The sequence below is a fragment of the Enterobacter genomosp. O genome (genome assembly GCF_001022965.1).
Lineage (GTDB): Bacteria > Pseudomonadota > Gammaproteobacteria > Enterobacterales > Enterobacteriaceae > Enterobacter > Enterobacter cloacae_L.
The window spans coordinates 42767-66656 of record NZ_LECZ01000025.1 but is presented as its reverse complement, the minus strand read 5'-3'; the positions used below and the strand labels follow the sequence as shown (position 1 = coordinate 66656).

Annotated in this window: 22 protein-coding genes and 2 tRNA genes; 11 read left to right on the top strand and 13 right to left on the bottom strand. The window is 57.4% G+C overall.

The features are described from left to right. Positions 1–235: 235 nt before the first annotated feature. Together ABR39_RS10325 and ABR39_RS10320 are read left to right on the top strand one after the other, a co-directional pair. Positions 236–1864 (top strand): ABC transporter substrate-binding protein, encoded by a 1629-nt coding sequence (locus ABR39_RS10325; RefSeq protein WP_047346863.1) that lies wholly within the window; start codon positions 236–238, stop codon positions 1862–1864. Between the two features lie 130 nt (positions 1865–1994). Next, positions 1995–2082: transfer RNA gene (locus ABR39_RS10320), tRNA-Ser, on the top strand. A gap of 65 nt (positions 2083–2147) precedes the next feature. On the opposite strand, the gene ABR39_RS10315 is transcribed toward ABR39_RS10320, so the two are convergent. Beyond that, positions 2148–2549: a GNAT family N-acetyltransferase gene (locus ABR39_RS10315; protein ID WP_047346862.1), complete on the bottom strand. Its 402-nt coding sequence runs from the start codon at positions 2547–2549 to the stop codon at positions 2148–2150. A 312-nt stretch (positions 2550–2861) separates the two neighbouring features. Between ABR39_RS10315 and ABR39_RS10310 the strand changes: the two genes are divergently transcribed. Then, the gene (locus tag ABR39_RS10310) at positions 2862–3119 is read left to right on the top strand and encodes a YjhX family toxin (protein WP_047346861.1); all 258 of its coding nucleotides are present in this window, start codon (positions 2862–2864) and stop codon (positions 3117–3119) included. A gap of 9 nt (positions 3120–3128) precedes the next feature. Beyond that, the gene (locus ABR39_RS10305; RefSeq protein WP_047346860.1) at positions 3129–3836 is read left to right on the top strand and encodes an SAM-dependent methyltransferase; all 708 of its coding nucleotides are present in this window, start codon (positions 3129–3131) and stop codon (positions 3834–3836) included. A 45-nt stretch (positions 3837–3881) separates the two neighbouring features. Here ABR39_RS10305 and ABR39_RS10300 read toward each other — a convergent pair whose 3' ends face one another. From ABR39_RS10300 to ABR39_RS10275, 6 genes are all read right to left on the bottom strand, one after another. Further along, on the bottom strand, positions 3882–4718 hold the full coding sequence (locus tag ABR39_RS10300; protein ID WP_047346859.1) for an alpha/beta fold hydrolase: 837 nt from the start codon (positions 4716–4718) through the stop codon (positions 3882–3884). Between the two features lie 175 nt (positions 4719–4893). Next, positions 4894–5922, bottom strand: coding sequence for a diguanylate cyclase domain-containing protein (locus ABR39_RS10295; protein WP_047346858.1), 1029 nt, complete (start codon positions 5920–5922; stop codon positions 4894–4896). 158 nt (positions 5923–6080) lie between these two features. Continuing rightward, a complete protein-coding gene (locus ABR39_RS10290; protein ID WP_008499867.1) occupies positions 6081–6299 on the bottom strand; it encodes an acyl carrier protein in 219 nt (72 codons plus the stop codon). A gap of 17 nt (positions 6300–6316) precedes the next feature. Beyond that, entirely contained in the window at positions 6317–7750 is a 1434-nt protein-coding gene (locus tag ABR39_RS10285) for an AMP-binding protein (protein ID WP_047346857.1), read from the bottom strand. Then, complete coding sequence (locus tag ABR39_RS10280) at positions 7747–8865, bottom strand: MBOAT family O-acyltransferase (protein WP_047346856.1); 1119 nt, start codon at positions 8863–8865, stop codon at positions 7747–7749. The genes ABR39_RS10285 and ABR39_RS10280 overlap by 4 nt, the downstream gene beginning before the upstream one ends. A 128-nt stretch (positions 8866–8993) precedes the next feature. Then, entirely contained in the window at positions 8994–10130 is a 1137-nt protein-coding gene (locus ABR39_RS10275; protein WP_047346855.1) for a D-alanyl-lipoteichoic acid biosynthesis protein DltD, read from the bottom strand. Positions 10131–10408: 278 nt separating this feature from the next. Here ABR39_RS10275 and ABR39_RS10270 point away from each other — a divergent pair. Beyond that, positions 10409–10496 (top strand) — tRNA-Ser (locus ABR39_RS10270). A 75-nt stretch (positions 10497–10571) separates the two neighbouring features. Here ABR39_RS10270 and ABR39_RS10265 read toward each other — a convergent pair. Further along, complete coding sequence (locus tag ABR39_RS10265) at positions 10572–11438, bottom strand: AraC family transcriptional regulator (protein ID WP_047346854.1); 867 nt, start codon at positions 11436–11438, stop codon at positions 10572–10574. Positions 11439–11667: 229 nt separating this feature from the next. On the opposite strand from ABR39_RS10265, the gene ABR39_RS10260 reads away from it, so the two are divergent. Genes ABR39_RS10260 through ABR39_RS10245 form a run of 4 tightly spaced genes read left to right on the top strand, consistent with a single transcriptional unit; the run spans position 11668 to position 16609 of the window. Beyond that, positions 11668–13506, top strand: coding sequence for a DUF2264 domain-containing protein (locus tag ABR39_RS10260; protein WP_047346853.1), 1839 nt, complete (start codon positions 11668–11670; stop codon positions 13504–13506). Further along, the gene (locus ABR39_RS10255; RefSeq protein WP_047346852.1) at positions 13503–14783 is read left to right on the top strand and encodes an oligosaccharide MFS transporter; all 1281 of its coding nucleotides are present in this window, start codon (positions 13503–13505) and stop codon (positions 14781–14783) included. The genes ABR39_RS10260 and ABR39_RS10255 overlap by 4 nt, the downstream gene beginning before the upstream one ends. Before the next feature lie 13 nt (positions 14784–14796). Next, positions 14797–15987, top strand: coding sequence for a glycoside hydrolase family 88 protein (locus tag ABR39_RS10250; protein WP_047346851.1), 1191 nt, complete (start codon positions 14797–14799; stop codon positions 15985–15987). Between the two features lie 22 nt (positions 15988–16009). Continuing rightward, a complete protein-coding gene (locus tag ABR39_RS10245; protein WP_047346850.1) occupies positions 16010–16609 on the top strand; it encodes a DJ-1/PfpI family protein in 600 nt (199 codons plus the stop codon). Positions 16610–16732: 123 nt separating this feature from the next. Here ABR39_RS10245 and ABR39_RS10240 read toward each other — a convergent pair whose 3' ends face one another. From ABR39_RS10240 to hpxO, 3 genes are read right to left on the bottom strand one after another with little or no spacing between them, the layout of a single operon-like run. Beyond that, the gene (locus ABR39_RS10240; protein WP_047346849.1) at positions 16733–17677 is read right to left on the bottom strand and encodes a PDR/VanB family oxidoreductase; all 945 of its coding nucleotides are present in this window, start codon (positions 17675–17677) and stop codon (positions 16733–16735) included. Positions 17678–17689: 12 nt separating this feature from the next. Further along, positions 17690–18727, bottom strand: coding sequence for a molybdenum cofactor-independent xanthine hydroxylase subunit HpxD (gene hpxD / locus ABR39_RS10235; RefSeq protein WP_047346848.1), 1038 nt, complete (start codon positions 18725–18727; stop codon positions 17690–17692). Positions 18728–18737: 10 nt separating this feature from the next. Then, positions 18738–19892: an FAD-dependent urate hydroxylase HpxO gene (hpxO, locus tag ABR39_RS10230; RefSeq protein WP_047346847.1), complete on the bottom strand. Its 1155-nt coding sequence runs from the start codon at positions 19890–19892 to the stop codon at positions 18738–18740. A gap of 239 nt (positions 19893–20131) precedes the next feature. On the opposite strand from hpxO, the gene uraD reads away from it, so the two are divergent. Next, complete coding sequence (gene uraD, locus ABR39_RS10225; protein ID WP_047346846.1) at positions 20132–20632, top strand: 2-oxo-4-hydroxy-4-carboxy-5-ureidoimidazoline decarboxylase; 501 nt, start codon at positions 20132–20134, stop codon at positions 20630–20632. After that, complete coding sequence (gene uraH, locus ABR39_RS10220; protein WP_047346845.1) at positions 20629–20952, top strand: hydroxyisourate hydrolase; 324 nt, start codon at positions 20629–20631, stop codon at positions 20950–20952. The genes uraD and uraH overlap by 4 nt, the downstream gene beginning before the upstream one ends. Here uraH and guaD read toward each other — a convergent pair. Next, positions 20932–22248 carry a guanine deaminase gene (gene guaD, locus ABR39_RS10215; protein ID WP_047346844.1) on the bottom strand — a complete coding sequence of 439 codons (1317 nt, stop codon included), beginning with the start codon at positions 22246–22248 and terminating at the stop codon, positions 20932–20934. The two genes, uraH and guaD, sit on opposite strands and share 21 nt — an antisense overlap. A gap of 102 nt (positions 22249–22350) precedes the next feature. Beyond that, positions 22351–23847 carry an NCS1 family nucleobase:cation symporter-1 gene (locus tag ABR39_RS10210; protein ID WP_047346843.1) on the bottom strand — a complete coding sequence of 499 codons (1497 nt, stop codon included), beginning with the start codon at positions 23845–23847 and terminating at the stop codon, positions 22351–22353. Between the last annotated feature and the right edge of the window lie 43 nt (positions 23848–23890).

Genomic DNA, 23890 nt, shown 5'->3' with positions numbered 1-23890 from the left:
AAGAATAGGAAACGGCGCGTCAGTCTCAAAGTGGTTTTACCCATCTTTACTCAGCACCTTAGCGCCGGAGGTGGTAGTTTCTTCTGCGAAAGTTCATTTCACCAGTATGAACAGCGGTTTAAAAGTATTTACCAGATCAAGCTCTTATAGGTTACTGAAAAATATTGCGTTATTAACGTTCGGGCGCTAAGAGTTATTTCCGGATCGTCATAAAACAGACAATAAGGCGAAGGAAATGAAACCACAAGCACGCACTCACTTTACGCTCTCTTTACTCACCGCCGGGATCCTGTGCGCCAGCACGGCAACCTGGGCGGCGAACGTGCCGGCAGGAACCGCGCTGGCCGATAAGCAGGAACTGGTCAGGAATAACGGCAGTGAACCGGCTTCGCTCGACCCGCACAAAGTCGAAAGCGATGTCGAATTCAATATTATCAGTGATTTATTCGAAGGGCTGGTGAGCGTATCCCCGGCAGGCGAAGTCCAGCCGCGGCTGGCGGAAAAATGGGAGAACAAGGACAACACCGTCTGGACGTTCCATTTGCGCCCGGGCATCACCTGGAGCGACGGCACGGCGATTACCGCAGAGGATGTCGTCTGGAGCTGGCAGCGCCTGATCGACCCGAAAACCGCTTCGCCGTACGCGAGCTATCCGGGAAACATGCATATCGCCAACGCGGCCGATATCGCCCAGGGGAAAAAAGCGCCCGATACGCTGGGCGTAAAAGCGATTAACGACACCACGCTGGAAGTGACGCTCACCCAGCCAAACGCGGCGTTCCTCGCGATGCTGGCGCACCCGTCGCTGGTGCCGGTGGATAAAGTGCTGATTGGTCGTTTCGGCGATAAGTGGACCAAGCCGGAGCATTTCGTCAGCAGTGGGGCGTACAAGCTGTCGCAGTGGGTGGTCAACGAACGCATCGTGGCGGAGCGTAACCCGCGCTACTGGGATAACGCGCATACCGTGATTAACAAGGTCACTTATCTGCCCATTACGTCTGAGGCCTCGGACGTGAACCGCTTCAAAGCGGGCGAGATTGATATTGTGTATACGGTGCCGATTAACCAGTTTGCTCAGCTGAAGAAAAACCTGGGCAGCCAGCTGGATGTCTCTCCGCAGCTGGCGACATATTACTACGAATTCAATACCACCCGGCCGCCGTTCAACGACGCGCGCGTGCGCAAGGCGCTGAACATGGCGCTGGATAAAGGCATCATTGCCGGGAAAGTCTTAGGGCAGGGGCAGCGCCCGGCGTGGCTCATCAGCCAGCCGGATATCGGCGGCGTTAAGCTACAGAACCCGGATTACGCCAGCTGGCCGCTGGACAAGCGTATCGCTGAGGCGAAAAAGCTACTGAACGAGGCCGGGTATAACGCCAGCCATCCTCTGAGCTTCAACCTGCTCTATAACACCTCTGAATCGCACCAGCGTATTGCCATTGCTGCCAGCTCCATGTGGAAGAAAAACCTCGGCGTGGAGGCAAAGCTGCAAAATCAGGAGTGGAAAACCATGCTGGATACCATGCATACGCACAACTTTGACGCGGTGCGCTACGCCTGGATTGCCGATTATGACGACGCGGCGACCTTCCTGAACAACTTCCGCACCGGCGACAGCGAAAACACCAGCCAGTACAGTAATCCGGAATACGACGGGGCGCTGGTGAATGCCGCAAAAGCCAAAACAGCCGAGGAGCGGGGTAAGTACTACCAGCAGGCGGAAGATCTGCTGGGACGCGATGTGCCGGCCATTCCGGTTTATCACTACGTGCGTACGCACCTGGTGAAACCGTGGGTAGGCGGATTTACGCCGGACAAGCTGGGGTACTATTTCACGAAAGATATGTACATTAAAAAGCACTAAGCCTGTGCTGATAAAATCGTCGATGTGTCGTCAGTTCAACCGATTAAACACGTTTTGACTATTTTTACAGCGAACGAATGGCGCGACTCTTTACAGCGCGCGGTGAGGTGTTTATAGTTCGCCTCACTTAGGAAGTGTGGCCGAGCGGTTGAAGGCACCGGTCTTGAAAACCGGCGACCCGAAAGGGTTCCAGAGTTCGAATCTCTGCGCTTCCGCCAGATATAAACCCCAGGTTACTCGTGAACCTGGGGTTTTTCTTTTTGTCTTGCCGCGGATTTCCCCTTCACCAGACTCTGGCCATTCCTTCGCTTGTCGGGCGAACGAGCGTAAAACCAAATTTGGCATAAAGCTCTGGCACATCCGCCATTAAACAAACGTACGCCCCTTTACAGGCATGGTTATCCAGCCAGGCAACCAGCGTTTCCATGATGACCCTGCCGAGCCCTTTCCCCTGATGAAGGGGATCGACGGCGACGTCAACAATATCGAAATTCAACGCACCGTCCCCCACGATTCGCCCCATACCCACCGGTTTACCCTCACACAGAATATGCATGCCATAACAGCTGCCGGGCAGCGCTTTTCGGGCCGCCTCCAGCGGGCGAGGGCTAAGACCCGAGATTTCGCGCAGGCGGCAAAAGTCCTCCGCAGCGGGTACGGTTTCAACCACGGTATAGTCAGGCATTAAAAAGCTCCAGTCAGCGTTCAGTAAGATGCCCAGTCTGGCAGTAAAAGAGAGTAAAGACGATTTCACGGACCGATCCAGATCACACTTTTAACCTCCCGCTATTCCCCTGTAAAAACCAGGCGTTATCATTCACCCCGTAAATATCTATTCATCTCTTACCGAGGCTTTGATGCTGGAAAATGTTTTCATCAGATAATCAGTTTCCCGCCCTCTTCAGGACGGACTGGTTATCGCTGCGCTTAAACCTTACGCACGCACCTTTTGGTGTGGGCTCGTTTTTACGCATGATGATTACACAGGTTTTTCAGTATGAATTTATCCCGTCAGGAACAACGTACCTTACACGTTCTCGCCAAAGGTGGACGTATTGTGCACGTCCGCGACAGTTCTGGCCGCGTCACGTCCGTTGAGTGCTATACCCGAGAAGGGGTGGTGCTGAGCGACTGCACGCTTAACGTCTTCAAAAAACTCCGTACTAAAAAGCTGATCCGTTCCGTGAACGGGCAGCCTTACCGCATCAACACCACCGGGCTGAACAACGTTCGCGCCCAGCTGGATAATCGCTAAGGAGCAGTGATGAATACACCTTACACAGATAGCTATGACCGCGCTTTTTTGCTCGACACCATGATGGGCCCAAACGCCATGCGGCTTACCGAGGAGCTGGTTGCACAACTGCAGATTGATCCCGGGATGCGCATTCTCGATCTCGGCTGCGGGAAAGGGATCTCTTCTATCCTGCTCGCTGAAAAATATGACGCCACGGTTTTTGCCGCCGATCTGTGGATTACGCCGGGTGAAAATGCTGCGCGCTTCAGTGAACGGGGTCTGGACGGGAAAATCTTTCCGCTTCTGGTTGATGCCACAAAAGCGATCCCGTTTGCGCATGACTACTTTGACCTGATCGTCAGCGTGGATGCTTATCAATACTTTGGCAACAATGACGCCATGCTGGGCACGCTGCTACCTTTCCTGAAACCCGGAGGACATATTGCGGTTGCCGTTCCCGGGTTTATCGGAGAGTACAGCGAAACGCATCTCCCGGAGGTGGTTAAACCTTTCTGGACCCCAGAGTGGTATTTCTATCCGCTCTGCTGGTGGAAAGCGCTGTGGGAAAAAGAGCCCGGTGCGATTCTGACCACCGTGCGGGAAATGGACACCTGCCAGCAGGCGTGGGATGAGTTTATGCAATGCGAGATAGCCCAGGAGATGATGGTGCCCATTATGGACGCGGGCGCCGGGGCCTATTTCAACATGATCCAACTGGTTGCGCAGAAGCGCTAAGAGGTAATAAACAACGCCACCCTTGGGTGGCGTTGAACGTAACGTCTATGAGCGGATAAAGGCCAGAATGTCGGCGTTAATGGTATCCGCATGGGTGGTATGCATCCCGTGTGGGAAGCCCGGATAAATTTTCAGTACGCTGTTCGCCAGCAGCTTGTCCTGCAGAAGGGCGGCGTTCTTATACGGCACGACCTGATCGTCGTCGCCCTGCATCACCAGAACGGGAACCGTGATGGTTTTCAAATCTTCCGTCTGGTCGGTTTCTGAAAACGCCTTGATCCCCTCATAGTGGGCCTTGGCGCTGCCGATCATTCCCTGACGCCACCAGTTCTGGATCGTACCCTGCGAAACGTCTGCCCCATCCCGATTAAACCCGTAGAAAGGACCGCTGGCGACGTCGAGGTAAAACTGGGCGCGGTTAGCCGCCAGCGCTTTGCGAAAGCCGTCGAAAACCTCGACGGGCGTGCCGCCAGGGTTAGCGTCCGTTTTGACCATCAGAGGCGGGACGGAGCTGACGAGCACCGCTTTGGCGACGCGCCCCTGCGGCTGGCCGTACTTCGCCACGTAGCGGGCGACCTGGCCGCCGCCGGTGGAGTGGCCCACGTGCACGGCATTGTGTAAGTCCAGGCTTTCAACAACGGCCGACGCATCGGACGCATAATGATCCATATCATGCCCTTCGCTCACCTGATCCGAACGTCCATGACCGCGGCGATCGATAGCGATAACGCGATAGCCTTCCGCAAGGAAGAAGAGCATCTGGTTATCCCAGTCATCGGCACTCAGCGGCCAGCCGTGGTGGAAAACAATGGGCTGAGCCTCTTTAGGGCCCCAGTCTTTGTAGTAAATGTTGACGCCGTCTTTCGTTGTTACGAATGCCATACCGCAGACTCCTCTGTTAAAGACAAAACGAGCGCCGGCTCAGCGCGCAGCGAAACAGTAATGTCTTAATTAAGTTGGCTTTTTTCTGTTTACCGTACCGACAGTACCCCTAAAGTGTAGGTGAAATAGTTAATGCAGTTGGTTTCATTTCGGTTAAAGGCATTCATCAACCCCATCAGCGTTCCCCCGGCGATGACCGCTTGCGGGTATACATCGCCTTGTCTGCGCTATTGAGCAACGTATCGGCATCGGCGGCGTCATGAGGAAAGCGTGCGATGCCGATACTGCCGGAGATAGCAATCACCTGCTCGTTAATCAAAAATGACTGGGCCAGCGCAGCGCTGACCTTTTCCGCCGTTTGTAAGGGTAATGGATCGCTGGTCGCTAAATCGGGGAGCAGGGCGACAAACTCATCACCGCCGAGGCGGGCAACCGTGTCGCCTTCGCGCAGGACGCTTTGCAGACGAAATGCCACCAGCCGCAGCAGCTCATCACCAACGGCATGACCGTGGAGATCGTTCACCGGTTTAAACCGGTCGAGGTCGATAAACAGCAGCGCCACTTCCCGGTCGTTGGCGATAGCCTGTGTTATTGCCTGCTCCAGGCGGTTAACGAATAATCTCCGGTTCGGTAACCCCGTCAGGGCATCAAAGTTGGCGTGCAGCCAGGCGATGTGTTCACGCTGTTTGCGGTCGGTAATATCGCGGATGAATGCCGAAAAGATTTGCTTACCCGCTTGCTGATGCGGCCATATCGACAGCTCAATAGGGAACTCGCCTTTGGTGCGATGCAGCGCAGCGATCTCGATAGTGCGGTTGAGAATATTCGACGGCTGGGCGGCCTTAAAGCGCTTCAGGCCGCGCGCGTGCTGCTCGCGAAATTCTTCGGGCACGATCATATCGCCAAGACTGTTACCTATCGCTTCTTCGGCTGACCAGCCGAACATGCGTTCTGCCGCCTGGTTCCAGTTCACGACGATCCCGGCGTGATCGATGGTGATCACCGCGTCCTGTGCGGTCTCAACCAGCTGGCGATGATACTCTTCACTCTCTTCCAGCGCCTGCTTCATCGTCTCTATCTGGCTGATGCTTTCCTGCAGTTCGCGGTGTATTTCCGCCAGCGAAAGGGAGAAGAAGCGGATCCGCTCTTCAACGGACATATTTTTCATTTCTGAATAGAGGTCGCTGGCGGTACGTGGCGGCATAATGAATTCCTGACAAAAGGGTTAAGCACCTGTCAATTATGGTGCTTTAGATAACTTTTTGTACTCGGATTATGGCTGGACAACGGCAGGAGGCGTGCAGGCAATTTGGGCAATAGATATGAAACGGGCTCTGGAGCATACCTCCAGAGCCTGCCGGGTTAGCGGTTTTCTTCGATATAGCGGGCCAGGTCCGCCGGGGTTTTCAGCACCGTCGCCACGTCGGTTGGCGGGATCATACAGCCGTAAACGTCCTGCACTTCCAGCACCATATCGACTGCCAGGATGGAGTCGAGAATATCGGATTCAATCAGCTCATCGTGAAAGCCCACCTTACGGGATAACACTTTTTCGAACAGGGCGAGAATTTCTTGTTCCATAATTTTTCCTGGGGTCATTAATTTGTGCGGGCGTAAGCGTCCAGCAGCTTGCGGTCAATTTTGCCGTTAGGGTTCAGCGGCAAAGCGTCTTTTACGATAATTTGTGAAGGCACCATGTAGTGCGGAACCACCTTCGACAGCGAGGTTTTGATCGCATCCGGTGCCAGCTCCGTCACGCAAAACGCGGCAATGCGCAGCACGCTGCCGCAGGATTTCATCAGCGGCAGAACCACCGCTTCGCTGATGCCGGACATGGCCAGCAGGCGGTTTTCAATCTCGTTGATCTCTATACGGTAGCCATTCAGCTTGACCTGGCTATCGTTGCGCCCCTGGCAATAGATAAGCCCCGCGTCATAGCCCAGATCGCCGGTCCGGTAGCCGCGAAACGCTTCATTTTCCCGACGGAGTAATTTTTCCGCGTTCTCCTGCGGCAGGCCGAGGTAGCCGCGCATGACGTTTTTACCCCAGATAATCAGCTCGCCCTCGGGAGAAATTTCCATTTTGCTTTCAGGCATCATGACCCCCACCGGCAGCACGGCGCTGTCGCTGTTGAGGATCTCATCCGTTATCTCAACCACGGTTGTCGCGATAGTCGCTTCCGTTGGGCCATAGGAGTTAATGATTTTGGCCTGCGGGAAACGGCGGCGTAACTGTTTAACCAGCGCCTTATTGAGCACTTCACCAATGAAGATAAAGACGTTGAGCGCCGGCAAATACTCACTGTTGAACTGAGGGGAAAGCAGCTGCTGGTAAGCAAAAGAGGGGGTAGAAACCCAGGCTGAGACCGCGTTGGCTTTCAGTCGCGCCAGCCAGTTCTCTTTCTGAATATCCTCTTTGGCGTTCAGCACGATGTGTCCGCCCATCGCCAGGTTCGCCAGCAAAGGGATCAGGGAGAGGTCAAAACTGAAAACCGCGTGGTTCATCAGTACCGGTTTTTCCGGCAGTGAGAAGTCCTGGCTGACCCATTTCATGAAGTGCCATACGCTTTCACGCCCAATCTGCACGCCCTTAGGCTTCCCGGTGCTGCCTGAGGTAAACATGATATAGGCCAGATCCTGCTCCTCAAGCACCTTGCCCGCTTCACCGGTGGCGATGAACTGCCGGGTCGCGACGTCGTAATAGTAAGGGGCACTGGCCAGATGGCAGATCTCGCGAAGGCGCTCCTGCGGGTAAATGCAGTCCACCGGGATGTACGGAATGTTGTGCAGCAGGCAGCTATAAATCGCCACGGCGAACTCGGCCTGCTGGTGTCCGTACAGTACAACCGGCGTACCTGCAGCAGGCTGGCAACGCTGATAGCGCTGCGCCCAGTCCGTCACGGCAGCAGAAAGCTGTAGCCAGCTTAAGGCTTCGTCGCTGCCGCTGATGGCCAGCTGCTGCGGACAGGCCGGGTCGCATAATGCCGCACGCAAGAAATCCTGCAGTTCCTGAAGATCGGAGTGATTTTTCATAGAGGTGACATTCCACTGAAGATGTAAAGGGATCCCGCGGCGCTTCCCAGCGTCAGAATTCGCCCTAAAAACGCAACAGCCGGATACTGCAATCCCCGGTGTAACGCCGGGCTGCGTTTGGCTGACCACAGCAGCATGTTATGTGCGACGGAAATCGCGCCGAACAGCGCGCCGCTGATGACATAATGGCGCTCCAGGCCATTCCACGCGCCCATGCAGAACAGGGTGCAAAAAATACCGATATTTTGCGCCAGCGTTTTGTTCTGGCGGAAAAAGTTGAACTTCATCAGGTTCATGTACACCGGCATAAAGACCACATCGCGCAGCCATTCAGACAGGCTGATGTGGAAGCGGCGCCAGAAATCCTGCGGGTTCTTTGCCAGAAGCGGCATATTGAAGTTTGCCGGAATGTTCAGACCGAATAAGCGGCCTGCACCGATGGCCATATTGCTGTAACCCGCAAAATCAAAGTAGAGGTAGGCGCTATAGGCAATTGACATCACCACGCCCACGGCCAGCGTAAACGGCTTATGGCTCCACGGCTGTACAACGAACGTATCGACAAGCATGGCAAACAGGAACTTCTGGATAATACCTGTAACGATCTGCTCTAACGCCACTAAAAACTGCTCGCGGTTAAGGGCAAATACGGGCTTGCTGACGTCGCTCATCCATGTCCGCCAGCGGTACATTGGGCCGGCCAGGATAATAAAGGGCATAAACAGATAGCAGAAATAGTGCAGGAAATTCTGACCTTCTTTTTTGCTGCGATAGAGCAATACGTCCACCGCGCGGAACGTCATAAATGAGAGGCCGATCATTCCCCAGTGGTTATTTAAATGCAGCTTCACTAAAAATAAGGGCAGCAGCGTTAAAATGATTGCCTGCCAGGTTTTTAACCAGCCTTTCTCTTTAAAGGTCGCGAGCATATAAAAAGTGATAAAAACGGCCGCGGGGACAATATAATCCCTCTGAAATATATAGCCCCAGCCGACTGCCGTCAGTACCGACAGCGCCGACAGCCCGGTCAGGCGATGGCGCAATACGCGATTAACCAGCGTAAACGCCAGAGCGGATGAGAACAAATAGAGAAAAAACATGCCTGAGCTGTACATCATTCGGCCTCAGAACTTTTGATATTCAAAATGCAGCTGCATACTCATGCTGTCATCGACAGAGGTCCACGCGACGATGGTGATCGCCAGCAGGAGATAAAGGAAAAAAAGACGGATCGCGATTTTCATTATTTAAAGCTCTGTGCAATAAAGCGAATCATAGGAACCCAGGCCAGTTCGGAAGGGTGCAAACGATCCCAGTTCCAGCCATTCTGATAAGGCATTGCGTACATATCTAAATAAGGGATCTGGCTCTCTTCCAGAATGGTTTTAATTTGCTTATCCACCGGGCGGAAGGTATCGGTATTGTAAAGCGCCCAGGGGTTGACCGGGTCGACGATAGCGATGACCTGTACGTGACGCGCTTTCAGCAGCTGGACGGTTTTTCTGAACGCGGTGATTTGCGCAGGCACTACCGGCGTGTCATCCCACTGCTGCGGCTTACCGTCCTCTTCGTAAATCGTTTTGTCCATCCACAGGGTGGCCGCGCTCTGCTGGCGTTTTTTATTTAACTCGCGCGCATTCGCCAGCTCTTTATCCCAGTCAGGCGCAATGTGGGCTATGGGCTGCTGCGGCCAGGGACGTACCGCCTCGGGCGTCACGTGGAGCAGGGCCAGCCAGTCGTTTTTAATCAGGGTGCAGATGTTGGCAAACTGGAAACTCAGCTCGTCCCACATCAGACCGGGATGCCAGCCAAAGACGCGCATTTGGCTAAAGGTTAAATGGCTTATCTCTTTAGCATCAATATGTTTTAAATAATTAACCAGTAACGGACGCGCCTGCGGATCCTTCATCAGAGGATTAAAAACAGAACTCGGGAAATTATCTGCATAGATAGCAGGGGGCAGACCTTTTGAATAAAAACTGTCGGGTGCCAGAAGTAAAACAACTTTACTGTTTGCGTTAAGGCTATTTTTAAAACGTGAGAACAGTAAAAATTGCGTTTCGTCATCCACAAACGCATCGCCATACGCCACGACGGGTTTATGCAATTGCTTATTAAAGTAATTATATACTGCGTAATGTTCATCTTCTGAGGTGGCAACCTCAGAGGCGCCAATGAAGAAAATAGCATTTCCTTCTAAGGCATGAGAAATGGTGGCAATTTTTTCCGCCTGTTCTTTAGGCGTGCCCGCCATTGATTTAATCAGCGGCTGGAAGGTGAGCGGCGGGTTGACGCTCGTCACTAACGGATGAACACAGAGAAACAATATGGCCAGGGTCGCCATCAGGATATGTAAGCAAAGCGTATTTTTGATTTTCATCATCAACCAGTAAGACTACATGGCAGTAATTTCTACAATCTGTGAGTAATCAGATTTATGACAATTACACAACAAATGGCCGTTTATTTTTTTGGGCATTCTATACCAGAGCGATTTAAAAGGATGAGCGTTGCTGTGTTACGGTATGTACAAGAGTCAGAGACGCTGGCCGGGGAAGCGACCGGGTGACTTTTTGCGCAGTCAAACGCCTGTGGGTAAAAATAGAAAAATTCCTGCTTTACAAGGCGCTAATAGATGTTTATAGTGCGCCTCACTTTGGAAGCGTGGCCGAGCGGTTGAAGGCACCGGTCTTGAAAACCGGCGACCCGAAAGGGTTCTAGAGTTCGAATCTCTACGCTTCCGCCAAATTTGAAACCCAGGTCGTTATGCGACCTGGGTTTTTTTATGCACAGAAAACCCCTTTCGATCTGTTAATGACGTTCAAATACAGGAACAGGACGTTCTGGCGCTGAGGTGACTTCGTCGATACTGCAGCGGCGTCTGGCGCATCATCTTTTTAAAGCAGGTAATGAAATAGGTTACCTCGCTAAACCCAACTGCCAGCGCAATGGCGTCAATACTCTCATCGCTGTACCGCAAGAGATCGCAGCTGCTTTTTATCCGCCGGGTCAGCAAGTATTCGTGGATGCTACCGCCGGTCTGCTGGCGGAAAATTCGTGAGGTATAGCTGCGCGAAAGCCCCAGGTCGTGGGCTAGCTGGTCGAGCGAAAACTTGCTGGCATAGTGGGCTTCGACCCAGCTCATAATCCGCGAGGCGACGGTCTGCTGGCGCGGCGGGTAGGGCTGCGGCTGCTCGGGCAGAAACGTCATGAGCTGCATCACCAGAAATGCCACCTCGCAGGCCACGGTCTGCTCGTTGCCCTCCAGGCACTGAAACTGTTCAAGGATCCTCTCGATAAACGCCGCGTGCTCGCTGAGATCGTAAATTTGCGCCGGCAGATTGCTGGCGGCCAGCGCGGCGAACCGGGCCTGATGGCGCGGGAAGGCGCTGAGCGCACTTTCGACGACCGATTGCTCAATGTGCATGGTGGTGCGGTGATAGGGGTTTTTATCGCTATGATCGACCTGCACTTTGTGCAAACGGAAGGGCGGGAAGATAAATAATCGCCCCGGACGGGCGGTGTAGTGCTGATTATCCACCACCACGATGCCGTAGCCGCTGGAGATATAGAGCAATTCAACGCATTGATGCCAGTGGTAGTAAATCGCGCTGGTGGTGTACATGCGGTTAAAAGAAATGGCCTGCCGATCGAGCGTAATACGTTCCAGCAGCTGCGTTTCACCCATTTTGCCTCCAGGACAACAGATTTAAATTTTTAGGCCATCATTTGTAATTTATCCCCCTCCCGATCGACAAAATCCAGCAAAAATGAAATGGCGGTTTAATTTTGTGAGTCCGCTCACTCAGCGCCGGGAATAAAAGCAGTTACTCTTCATTCAGACGTCGCACGCGTGGCTTTAAAAAAGCCTAATAACAATAACTTATCTCTACCCTCGTGTAATGCGGGAGGACCCTGTGCAACCTGAAAACATTAAGCTGGATAACCCACTGACAAGCCGGGAAGAGGTGCAACGGCTGGTCAACGACATGCTGAACACGGTGGCGCCCTTTTTTAAAAAAGACGCCAGCCGCATTGATTTAGCGAACTTTACCGCTCACTACGGCCAGCAGGTCGCGAGTATGGAAACCTTTTCCCGCCTGCTGTGGGGCGTGACGCCGCTATTGGCCGGCGGCAGTGAGCCGCAGCGCTTCTCTTTCTACTTACAGGCGATAAAAAACGGCACTAATCCGCAGCATGCCGATTACTGGGGCGACGTCGCGCCCTACGATCAGCGAATTGTCGAGATGGCGGCCTACGGGCTGCTGCTGGCGCTGGCGGGTGATACCGTACTGGCACACTTCACTGAGGCGGAAAAAGCGAATTTATGGCGCTGGCTGAAGCAGTGCGAGACCCAGGATATCCCCGATAACAACTGGCACTTCTTTCCGATTCTGGTTCAGGTCGGCTTCCATTATTGCGGCATGCCCACCAACCCGCAGGCGCTGGAAGACCATTTTGCTGCCATGGAGCACTACTATCTTGGCGACGGCTGGTACTCCGATGGTCCGGGCCGGCCGCGCGACTATTACATCTCGATGGGCTTCCATTTCTATGGCCTGATTTACGCGAAGCTCATGGCCGATGTCGATCCAGAGCGTTGTGCAACGCTGCGTCAGCGGGCCGAGCGTTTCTCCTCTGACTTCATTCATTTCTTTGCCGAAGACGGCGCGGCGATCCCGTTTGGTCGTAGCCTGACCTACCGCTTTGCCGAGGCGGCGTTCTGGAGCGCGGCGGCCTTCGCCGGGCTGGAGGTCTTTTCCCCCGGCGTGATCAAGGGCATCGTTTTGCGCCATCTGCGCTGGTGGCTGAAGCAGCCGATGTTTGACCGCGACGGCGTGCTGAGCGTTGGCTACAGCTACCCGAATCTGGCGATGGCGGAAGACTACAACGCGCCGGGTTCGCCGTACTGGGGCCTGAAGACCCTGCTGGTGCTGGCATTAGACGAGGGCGATGCCTTCTGGCAGGCGGCTGAGCAGCCTCTGCCGCCGCTGCCCGCGCAGCACACGATAGCCCACGCGGATCAGGTGGTGGTGCATCAGGCCGATCACCTGTGGATGCTGACTTCCGGCCAGCTGGAGCTGAACAACTTTGTGAATACCGAAGCGAAATACTGCAAGTTTGCCTATTCCACCCGCTTTGGCTTCACCATTGAACGCGGGCGCTACGGCCTGAACCATGCCGCGCCCGATTCGATGCTGCTGCTGGCCGAAAAGGACAACTACTGGCGTGGCCGCCGCGAATGCCAGCACGTGGTCACCGCTGACGGCACCATTTACAGCCGCTGGCTGCCGTGGCGTGACGTGGTGATTGAGAGCTGGTTGCTGGCGCTGGGCGACTGGCAGCTGCGCGTCCATCGTATCAATACCCGGCGCGCGCTGGACTGCGCGGAGGGGGGCTTTAGCCTGGCAAACCGCCCGCAGCCGCAGGCACACGAGAGTGACGGCGCCTGCTGGTTACGCAGTACCCAGGACGTCTCGGCCATCTTCTGTTTACATCCGCACGCCCGCCGCGGCGAGACGGTGTTGACGCCGCCAAACAGTAATCTGCTGTTCGCCGAGCGCGCGGCGGTGCCGCTGCTGCGCGGCGAGCTCGACCCCGGCACGCATTTGCTGATAAGCGCGGTGTGGGCGGGAAACGCCGCCGACTTCGATCCGCAATGCTGCCCGCAGGCCTTCATGAGCGATGACGCGGTACGCTTCGTGACGGCACGACAGGAAACAACGCTCGTTCTGGCCCCGGAGGCATCCCTATGAGCACATCATCGTCCGTACGCGCCGCGCAGTACAAAATGAGTACCTTTGTTTTTCTTTACTTCTTCACCTGGTCATCCAGCTTTGGCCTGTACGCCCTGTGGCTGAGCCAGAAAGTGGGCCTTGATAGCGTCACCATCGGCAGCGTGTTCGCCATCAACGGCGTCTTCGCGGTGGTCCTGAAACCGGTGTACGGCTACATCATGGACAAAATCGGCATGAGCAAGTGGCTGCTCTATTTTGTCTGCGCCATTTCTGCGCTGATGGCGCCGTTCTTCGCGCTGGTGTACCAGCCGCTGCTGCAAAGCCATGCGATGGCGGGGATTATCATCGGCGCGCTGTATCTGAGCCTGGGCTGGTACGCCGGCGTGGCGGCGTCTGAATCCTACGCCGACCGCTTTAGCCGCCTGTACGGGCTGGAGTTTGGCCGCATCAGAATGTGGGGTTCGCTGGGCTGGGCGATGGCGGCCTCGGTCTCCGGGCTGTTGTTTAACTTCACGCCGCTGGCCAACTTTCTGCTCAGCAGCGGTACCTCGGTGCTGATGCTGCTGGTGCTGATCAGCCTCAAAATCGGCGATGAGCAGCTGCGCAACAACAGCGTCATCTCCGCCAATAAGATCGTTTTTGCCGACGTGCTGATGCTGCTGAAAAACCGCAAATTCTGGATGTTCAGCCTCTACGTCGCCGGGGTGGCGTGGATGATGTTTATCGCCGAACAGCAGTTCCCGCGCTACTTCGTGTCGTTCTTCGCCACCAAAGAGCAGGGGAATGCCTGGTACGGCTACCTGAGCACCGTCCAGTCGGGGATGGAGTTCGTGATGATGATGTTTATCCCGTGGCTGGTGAACCACTACGGCGCGAAGCGCGGCCTGCTGTTCTGCGGCTGCGTGGTAGGGGCACGGCTGATCGCCTCCGGACTGACCAGCGACCCGATTGTTATCTCCATCATCAAACCGTTTTATGGCGTCGAGATCGCGCTGCTGCTGATTTCGGTCTTCAAATACATCGCCGAGCATTTCCATCGTCGGGTTAACGCCACGATGTACCTGCTGGGCTACCAGGCGATGATTTACGTTGGCTCAATTGTGGTCGCTCCGCCAGCCGGCTACCTGTACGACAGGATAGGCTTTGAGCATACCTATCTGCTGATGGGCTGCTGCGCCCTGATATTTACGCTGATTTCCGCCTTTACGCTGTCGCGCTGCCAGTCGACGCGCGATGCCTCACGACCTTTTGCTCCGGCTTTAGATACCGCCCCGGTTGAACCGGCCAAACATTAATTCAGGAGTTGTTATGACCAAATCTGTTATCACCGAAGCGCTGCGGCCGATCGAACTGCATCAGGTCGATCGCCTGGCACTGAGCCAGAAGCTGGAAGCGGCCTTAACCCGCGTAACGCGCAAGCTCGACAACAATATTGTCGCCTTCGGCGATAAGTTCCCCGGCGAAGCCTGCGAGAAGGGCGTTTGGCCGCGCACCGATAACGTGGAGTGGACCACCAGCTTTTGGCCTGGCCAGCTGTGGCTGGCGTGGGAGATGACCGGCAAAGCGCACTATCGCGAAGCCGCCGAGCGCTATTTACCGTCGTTCGCCCGGCGCATTGAGCAGCGTATCGACACCGCAACGCACGATCTCGGGTTCCTTTATTCGCTCTCCTGCATCAGCGCCTGGCGGCTCACCGGCAACGAAGCCGCTCGCCGGTCGGCGCTGCTGGCTGCCGATCGCCTGATGGAACGCTTTAACCCGACGGCCAATATTATTCAGGCGTGGGGCGACTTAAACGACCCGGAGCAGCAGGGGCGAATGATCATCGACTGCAATATGAACCTGCCGCTGCTGTACTGGGCCAGCGAACAGACCGGGGATCCGCGCTATGCGCAGGCGGCGACGGCTCACGCCGGGCAGGCAGCGAACTATATCGTGCGTGAGGATGCCTCGACGTATCACACCTGGTATATGGACGTGCAGACGGGCGAGCCGCGCTTTGGCAACACCCATCAGGGCTACAGCGATACCTCGTGCTGGTCGCGCGGCCAGGCATGGGGCATTTACGGCTTCCTGCTTAGCTATCAGCACACCGGCGATAAGCAGATGGTTGAGCTGTCGCGCAGCCTGGCGCATTACTTCCTCAACCGCCTGCCGGAAGATGACGTTTGCCACTGGGATCTGGCGCTGCTCGGTACCGACGCCGTGCGCGACAGTTCAGCGGCGGCGATTGCCGCCTGCGGCCTGCTGGAGCTGGTCAAGGCGCTGCCGACGCTCGACGTAAACCGCGCGTATTATGAGGAGATGGCGCTGCGTATTGCGCAGTCGCTGACCGATAACTACCTTGCTCACGACGACGATCCGACCGAAGGGCTGCTGCAGCACTCGGTTTACCATATGGGCAGCGGTAAGGGCGTCGATCAGTGCTGTAGCTGGGGGGACTATTTCTATCTTGAGCTGCTTGCGCGGCTGCGGCAGATTTGGCACCCGTACTGGTAACCCTTAAGCAATGGAGAGCAAGATGAAAAGCGTAGCCGTGCTATTAGCCCCCGGTTTTGAAGAGGGGGAAGCGATTGTCACCATCGATATCCTGCGCCGCCTGAATATTACGGTGCAGACAATTGCCTGCAGCGAGCGTCGCGAAGTGGTGAGCTATCACGCCATCCCAATGGTGGCGGATAGCACCCTGAAGGCCAGCCTCGATCGGACCTTTGACGCCGTGGTGCTGCCGGGCGGCCCGGAAGGCAGCGTCAACCTGGCGAAAAGCGCGGAGGTGATTGCCTTCGTTCGCCGCCATGATGACGCGGGCAAATATATCTGCCCGATTTGCTCGGCCGCCGCCCGCGTGCTGGGGGGAAACGGACTGCTCAAGGGGCGCCGTTATGTCTGCTCCGGCGATTTGTGGAAAACGGTCAGCGATGGCATTTACGTCGATGCCGACGTGGTGGAGGACGGCAATCTGCTAAGCGGCCGTGGGCTGGGCAACGTGTTTGATTTTGCCTTTACCCTGGCGGCGCGATTACAGGGCGATGCAGCACTGGCGCGCGAGCAGGCCAGTCATATTGAGTACGCGTGGCAGGATAGCGAGCCCGTTTACGGGCTGGCAAAGTGCGATTTGTGAGTGTCGCCCGGCGGCGCTACGCCTGCACGGGCCTACAATAAAACGTGCAACCAATTGAAAAGTCTGCGCAATGTAGGCCGGGTAAGCGCAGCGCCACCCGGCAAGAAAGACTGTGCAGGTGGTTTACAGCCCGATCACCAGCTCCCCGGAATGACTCCGCGAACAGCACAGCGCTACCTGCTGGTCCGGCGCGCTTTTTTCCGCCTCTGACTGCACGCTGTCCCGATGATCCACCACGCCGTCGATTACCGGCGTCAGGCAGGCCCCGCAGATCCCCATCTCGCAGGAGAGGGGAACTTCCACGCCGTGTTCCTGCAGCACCTGGGCGATGGTTTTATCGGCAGGCACAGGCCAGCGCTCCCCGGTGGAGGCCAGTTTGACCGTAAAGATCTCGCCGGTTTCACCGCCTGCGGCAGGGGCTGCGGGCTGAAACGCCTCGCTGTGAAGATGGTCGTCATCCCAACCTTTCGCCGTGGCGACTTCACGCACTTTATCCATAAAGCCAGTGGGTCCGCAGACCCAGGCGTGAAGCCCCGCCTCGGCCGCCGGGAGATGCTCTGCCAGCCCGGTGCGCGGGCTGTCGGTATGGATGACGCACTCATCGCACCCGGAAAGCGCGCGGGCAAACGCCGCATTTTTCCTGTTTCTGACGTAGTAGTGCAGCGTAAACGGCGTTCCGGCGGCTCTCAGATGCAGGGCCATCGCATACAGCGGCGTAATGCCGATCCCCGCTGCCAGCAGCAAAACCCGCTCTGCCTGACGAAGCGGAAACAGGTTGCGCGGGGTCGATATCATAAGCTTCTGCCCGGGACGCAGCGTCTCGTGAACGTAGCGCGACCCGCCGCGCGAGGCGCTTTCCCGCCCCACGCAGATAAGATAGCCCTCATCTTCGCAAGCCCCGGTCAGGGAGTACTGGCGAATAACCCCGCAGGGCAGGTGCACGTCAACGTGCGCGCCGGGCTGCCACGCCGGCAGCGCTTCGCCGTCTTCGGCCACCAGCCTGACGGCGAGGCTTTTGTCGCCCTCGCGCCACAGCCCGTCAACGATAACGCTCAGTATAGTGCTCATCACGTGCCTCCGTTAGACTAGGAAAAAATCGCCGAAGCCCATCTTCTTCAGTCCCCGACGGTAGGCAATCGAGCTTTTATCCGCCGGGATATGGGCTTCCAGGGTGAGATCAAGCGGCAGGTTTTCCGGACGCTGGGTTTCGACCATCAGGCGGTCTTCTTCAAAGATGCGCAGGTTAAAGGCATGTACATCCTCCACCGGAATATGCAGGTCAAAATTGCGGGCGATAGGGGCAAACATGCGGGTCACGCGTGATGAAACGGGCGATGCGGCGTTCATGATTGCCAGCCGGGATTCACCGGGAAAATGAATCGTCAGGGTGGCGGTAAACGGCAGGTGCATTTCAAAGTGGCGTAACCACTGGAAGCCTTCTGGTGCCTGCACGTCCGAGCTGGCGGGGTAGTTGCTCACCGAGCTCCAGTAATCCGCCACGAAGCCGAACGGCGTCTCCTGCGGCTGGTAGGCCGGCACGATCGGGTTATCCGGATCCGCAAAGGTATCGGTGTGGATCCAGGCGAAGTGCGCCACGTCCAGAAACCCCTCTACCTGACGCCCGGCAAAGCCATTCACCTCAAACGCCGGGCAGTTGATCTGCTGAAATCCGTCGTCATCCCAGTGCGGCATGGTGGGCAGCGGGGCGGGGTTTTCCGCATCAAACGCCAGGCAGGTCCAGATCAGGCCGAAGCGCTCCTCCACGGCATAGTTAATCAGGTTCAGCTTCGCCGGAACGGGCTGGTCGGGGCTGGACGGAATGCGGTTGCAGCGCCCGTCCTCCCCGAAGCGTAAGCCATGATAGGGGCAGATAATGCCGTGCTCGTCGTGAAAGCCGAGCGTCAGCGGCACGCCGCGGTGCGGGCACACGTCACGGGCGACCACGACCTGGTCGTGGATCCGGTAAATCACCAGCTGTTCGTCCAGCAGGGTCGCCTTAACCGGCGCCGGGCCGATGTCGCAGGAGCGCGCGACCGGATGCCAGCATTTCGCCAGGCGCAGCCAGTCCTCTGGCTCAAACGTGCAGTGGGCGGGTGGAGTCGGTTCTCTTTTCATCATTATCCCTCGTTCAGCCTAGCGGGCCGCCCTGAATGGTGTCGCACAGACCGTTGATAATGCGCTCGCCGGTCTCCTCTTTGAGTTCCTGATACCAGGCTTCCGTCAGCGCCATGTCTTTGCCGTGGGTGACGTCGCAGCGCTTACGCGCCTTCAGCACCAGGTCGCGCACCCGGTCGCAGCGCAGCGCTTCGTACTGCCGCAGCGCCAGCGTCACGCTGTGGTTTTCGCGCAGGCATTGACCCAGCACCACGGCATCCTCCATGGCGGCACAGCCGCCCTGGCCGATGTCCGGCGTGGTGCTGTGCGCGGCATCGCCGAGCAGCGCGACGTTGCCGCGCACCAGGCTGTCGAACGGCTCAATGTCGTGGATTTCAATGCGGTTGGTTGTCTCGGGGTCGAGCGCCGCGATAAGCTTTTGCACCGGCGGCGCCCACCCGCGGAAGTAGCCCGTGAGGTCGGCGCGCAGGGTGGTGCGATCCTCTGCCAGGCCCGCGGGCAGCGGCACGTCAAAAAAGAAGTAGAAACGACCGCCGGAGACGGGCATCAGCGACACGCGTTTGCCTTCGCCAACGAAGGTGGTCCACTGGTGCGCCGGGGCAATCTCTTCATCAATCTTCACCAGCCCGTTCCAGTTCACGTATCCGGCGTAGCGGCGCTCCGGGGTGTAGCCCAGCACGTAAGGGCGAACCGCCGAGTGGCTGCCGTCAGCGGCAATCAGAAAATCGCCTGTTGCCATGGTGCCGTCGGTGAAGGTCACGCTCACGCCCGCGTCGTCTTCATGAACGTGTTCCACACGCTTGCCGAACTGCACCCTGTCGCGCCCCCAGAAGTCCAGCATTTCGCGCTGGAGTTCAGCGCGCGAAACGGGGCAGGGTCGCCCGCCGGTACGCTCAACCAGCGGGGCAAGGCTAAAGCGGGTCAGGGTCTCGCCGCGCCAGTAATCCTTGTAGGCCATAAAGCGCATCGGCCCGCCGTAGGTCTCGATGATGTCGCCCATGCCGAGGTGCTGCATGCATTTCACGCCGTTAGGCCAGATGGAGATGGCCGCCCCGACGGGCCTGATCTCTTTTACGGCTTCAAATACGGTACAGTCGATGCCCGCTTTCTTCAGCGCGACGGCGGCGCTCAGGCCGCCAATACCCGCGCCAATGACGATTGCTCTCATGCTTCTCTCCTTTTGCAGGGTGTAACGTCATTCAGCAATTTGCGTACCAGGCTGCAGAGCGGGGAAAACGGCGTTGTGGGAGGGGCATTTGCACTGCTAAGGTGCGCAAACGCGGTGAGCGTGCCTTTTTATGAATCAAAAATTTCCGGTTTACCCATCCGGAATCAACTGTTTCACCCCTGCGGCAAGAGTGGCGTGCTTTGTGCAACGACCCGGGAAAGGACAACACAGGAGACGCTATGATCGCACTGCACGACTTTAATCATCTTCCGGACGCCGACGCGGTGGCGCTGCTCCATCCCTGCGTGGCGATCCCGGGCTGGGCCGACGCGCTGGTGCGCGGGCGGCCTTACCCGAGCCGGGACGCCTTGTTCCTCACGGCGCACGCCCTGACGCAGCGCTGGGACGACGCGGCGCTCGCGCAAGCCCTTAGTGCGCATCCGCGCATCGGAGATAAGCCCGCGGGCGCAGGGGCGGAGGCGGCGCTGTCGCGTCAGGAACAGGGCGCGGTGAATGACCGCGATGCCGCCCTTGCCCAGGCGCTGCGCGAGGGCAATGCCCGCTATGAAGCCCGCTTTGGACGGGTCTTTCTGATCCGCGCGAAGGGCCGCAGCGGTGAAGACATTTTACAGGCGCTGCACGCGCGGCTGGAGAACAGCAACGCGCAGGAAGTCCGTGCCGCGCTGGAACAGCTGCGGGAAATAACGCTGCTACGGCTGGAAGGAGTCATTAGCGAATGAGTACGTTAAGCACGCATATTCTGGATATCTCGACGGGCAAACCGGCGCAGGGCGTGACGGTTTATCTCCAGCAGGAGGGGAAGACGCTCGCCACGGGCGTGACCAACGCGCAGGGGCGTATCCCCGCATTCGTTCCCTCTCTGCCCGCAGGCCGTTACCGGCTGGTGGCGGAGATCGGCGCGTGGTTTCGCGACACCGGTCGCGACACGCTCTACCCCTGCGCGCAAATTGATTTTGTGACGGGAGAAACGGCAGACGAGCACTTCCACCTGCCGTTTGTGATTGCGCCTGGCGGGTGGTCAACCTACCGGGGCAGTTGACCATACCCGCTCGCCGTTAACCCAGGTCTCGCTGATGTTGCGCTCGTCGCCCAAAGTCATCAGCACAAAAAGCTGCTCGTAAATATCCTTGCAGCGGCGGTTGCGCAGGCGCTGCAGCGGCGTCACGTCGGGGTCGATAACCACAAAATCCGCCTCTTTGCCGGGCGCGAAGTTGCCAATCTTATCGTCGAGCCTGAGGGCGTGCGCGCCGCCCAGCGTGGCGTGGTAAAATGCCTCGCTGGCGCGCAGGCGGTAGCTCTGAAGCTGACCGACCTTGTACGCTTCCCCCAGGGTGCGCAGCATGCTGAAGGTGGTGCCCGCACCGACGTCGGTGCCGATGCCCATCCGCACCCGGTGCTGCCAGCAGGCGGGCAGGCGAAACAGCCCGCTGCCGAGAAACAGGTTCGAGGTGGGGCAAAACGCCACCGCCGAACCGGTGTCATGCAGGCACTGCCACTCGCTGTGGTGAAGGTGAATCGCGTGGGCAAACACGCTGCGCTCGCCGGTCAGGCCGTAGTGGTGATACACGTCCAGATAGCGCTCGTGCTCCGGCCAGAGGTCGCTCACCCAGGCCACTTCGTTAGGGTTTTCGCTCAGATGGGTCTGCAGCCAGGTATCCGGGAACTCCTCTCTGAGCAGGCTGACCGCGGCGAGCAGCTCGGGGGATGACGTCGGGGCAAAGCGCGGCGTAATGGCATAGCCCAGCCGCCCCCGGTGGTGCCAGCGTTGGATCAGCGCCCGCGTCTGCCGGTAGCTCTGCTTCGCGTCTTCGCTCAGGTAGTCCGGCGCGTGTCTGTCCATCATCACCTTGCCGGCGATAAGGCGCATGTTCAGGCGCAGGGCTTCGGTAAACAGCGCCTCGACCGATTCCGGATGCAGCGTGCAAAACACCAGCGCGGTGGTGGTGCCGTTGCTCACCAGTTGCTGAATGAAAAATTCGGCGATCTCTTTCGCGTAGGCTTCATCAGCAAACTGGCTCTCAACCGGAAAGGTGTAGGTGGTCAGCCACTCCAGCAGCTGTTCGCCAAAGGCGCCGATCATCTCCGTTTGCGGGTAATGGACGTGGGTGTCGACAAAACCGGGCAGCAGTAGCTTACCGCGCAGGTCGGTATAGCCTTTATGAGGGTCAAGATACTGCTCGCCCTCCTGCCACGCCATGTGCGCCAGAATTTTTCCGTTCTGTATAAACAGCACCCCGTCCTCAAGATAGCGCGCGTGCCGGGCAATCGCGTCTGCGCTGTCGCAGACCTGGGCAATGTCAAAAAATGCGCCGCGGATCGCAGTCTGGTAATCCATCATGGTTCCTGCCTTATTGTGTACATCACGGGGTGATAAGGCTCAGCAAGAACGGTGCCAGAATGAACGGGCCGCAGATAAGCTGCGGCCCGAAAGGAGAGGTTACTCTTTTTGCGTCGCCACGCGGGAGCTGAACGACGTCGCGCCTGCCGTCTCGCGCTCTTCCCGCGCCAGCCAGCGATAGGTGACGCCGCCGAGGAAGACGCCGATGAACCAGCTGAAGTTCGCCACCTCATGCAGGCCCGGGATAAAGCTAATCACAAGACCGACGGCAACGGATGGGATCAGCGCGCCAATGGCTTTCGGGTTAAAGCCGTTGCGGTACCAGTATTTGCCCTTTGGCGTGTCATCGAACAGATCGTCGACCGATACCTTGCCGCGTTTAATCAGGTAGAAGTCGGCAATCAGAATGCCGAACAGCGGGCCGATAAACGCCCCAAGCACGTCGAGGGTGTAGTGGATAAGCTCCGGTGAGTTGAACAGGTTCCACGGGGTGAGCAGGATCGAGCCGACGGCGGCAATCATCCCCCCGGTGCGGAAGCTGATCTTCTGCGGCGAGCAGTTAGAGAAATCAAACGCCGGGGAGACGAAGTTCGCCACGATGTTGATCCCAATGGTGGCGGTGATCATCGTCAGCAGGCCAATCGCCACGGCCAGATCGTTACCCACGCGGCTGACGGTTTCAATCGGGTCGGTGATCATGCGGCCAAACAGCGACTGGGTGCCGGAGACAATCACCACGGTGACGATGGAGAACAGCAGGAAGTTAAACGGCAGACCCCAGCGGTTGCCGCGGCGTATTTCCCCCATGCTTTTCCCGTAGCGGGAGAAGTCGCCAAAGTTGAGCAGCGGGCCGGAGAAGTACGAAACCACCAGCGCGGTCGCGGTGATCATCTGCCAGGTTTGCTCGCCCGCGCTCAGGGATTTGCTGGCGAGGGTAAAGGAGATCCCGTCAAAACCGGTCCTGTATACAATCCAGCCTGCGAGGGCCAGCATCACCACGTAGACCGCCGGACCGGCGATATCAATAAAGCGCTTAATGGCGCTCATGCCGTGCCAGAAGACCATCGCCTGCAGGACCCACATGATGGCAAAGCAGATCCAGCCCAGGTGCGACAGGCCGAGGAACGCGCCGGTGGTGAGCGAAGAGAGCGACGGCCAAAACTTCAGCGCCACCAGCATCAGGGCGTTGGCGGCCAGATAGGTCTGAATCCCGTACCACGCAAAGGCGATAAGGCCGCGGATCACCGCCGGAATATTGGCCCCAAAGACGCCAAAGGCCTGACGGCTGATCACCGCATAGGGCACGCCCGCCATCTGGCTCGGTTTGGCCACCAGGTTGGCGCACAGCTGCACGATGCAAATCCCCACCAGCAGGCAAAGCAGCACCTGCCAGCTTGCCAGCCCGAGCGTAAAGAAGCTCGCGGCGACAACGTAACCCCCCATGCTGTGGACGTCCGACATCCAGAACGAAAAGATGTTGTACCAGCTCCAGTTCTGGTCACGCGTCGGTGCCAGATCCTCATTGCAAAGACGTGGGCTGTAAACCGCACCGGAATCAGCGGCCGTACCCTGCTGCGCGTTTTGACTGTTTGGCATGAAACCTGCTCCTGTGAATGAAAACCCGTTAAGTGGGAGTGCA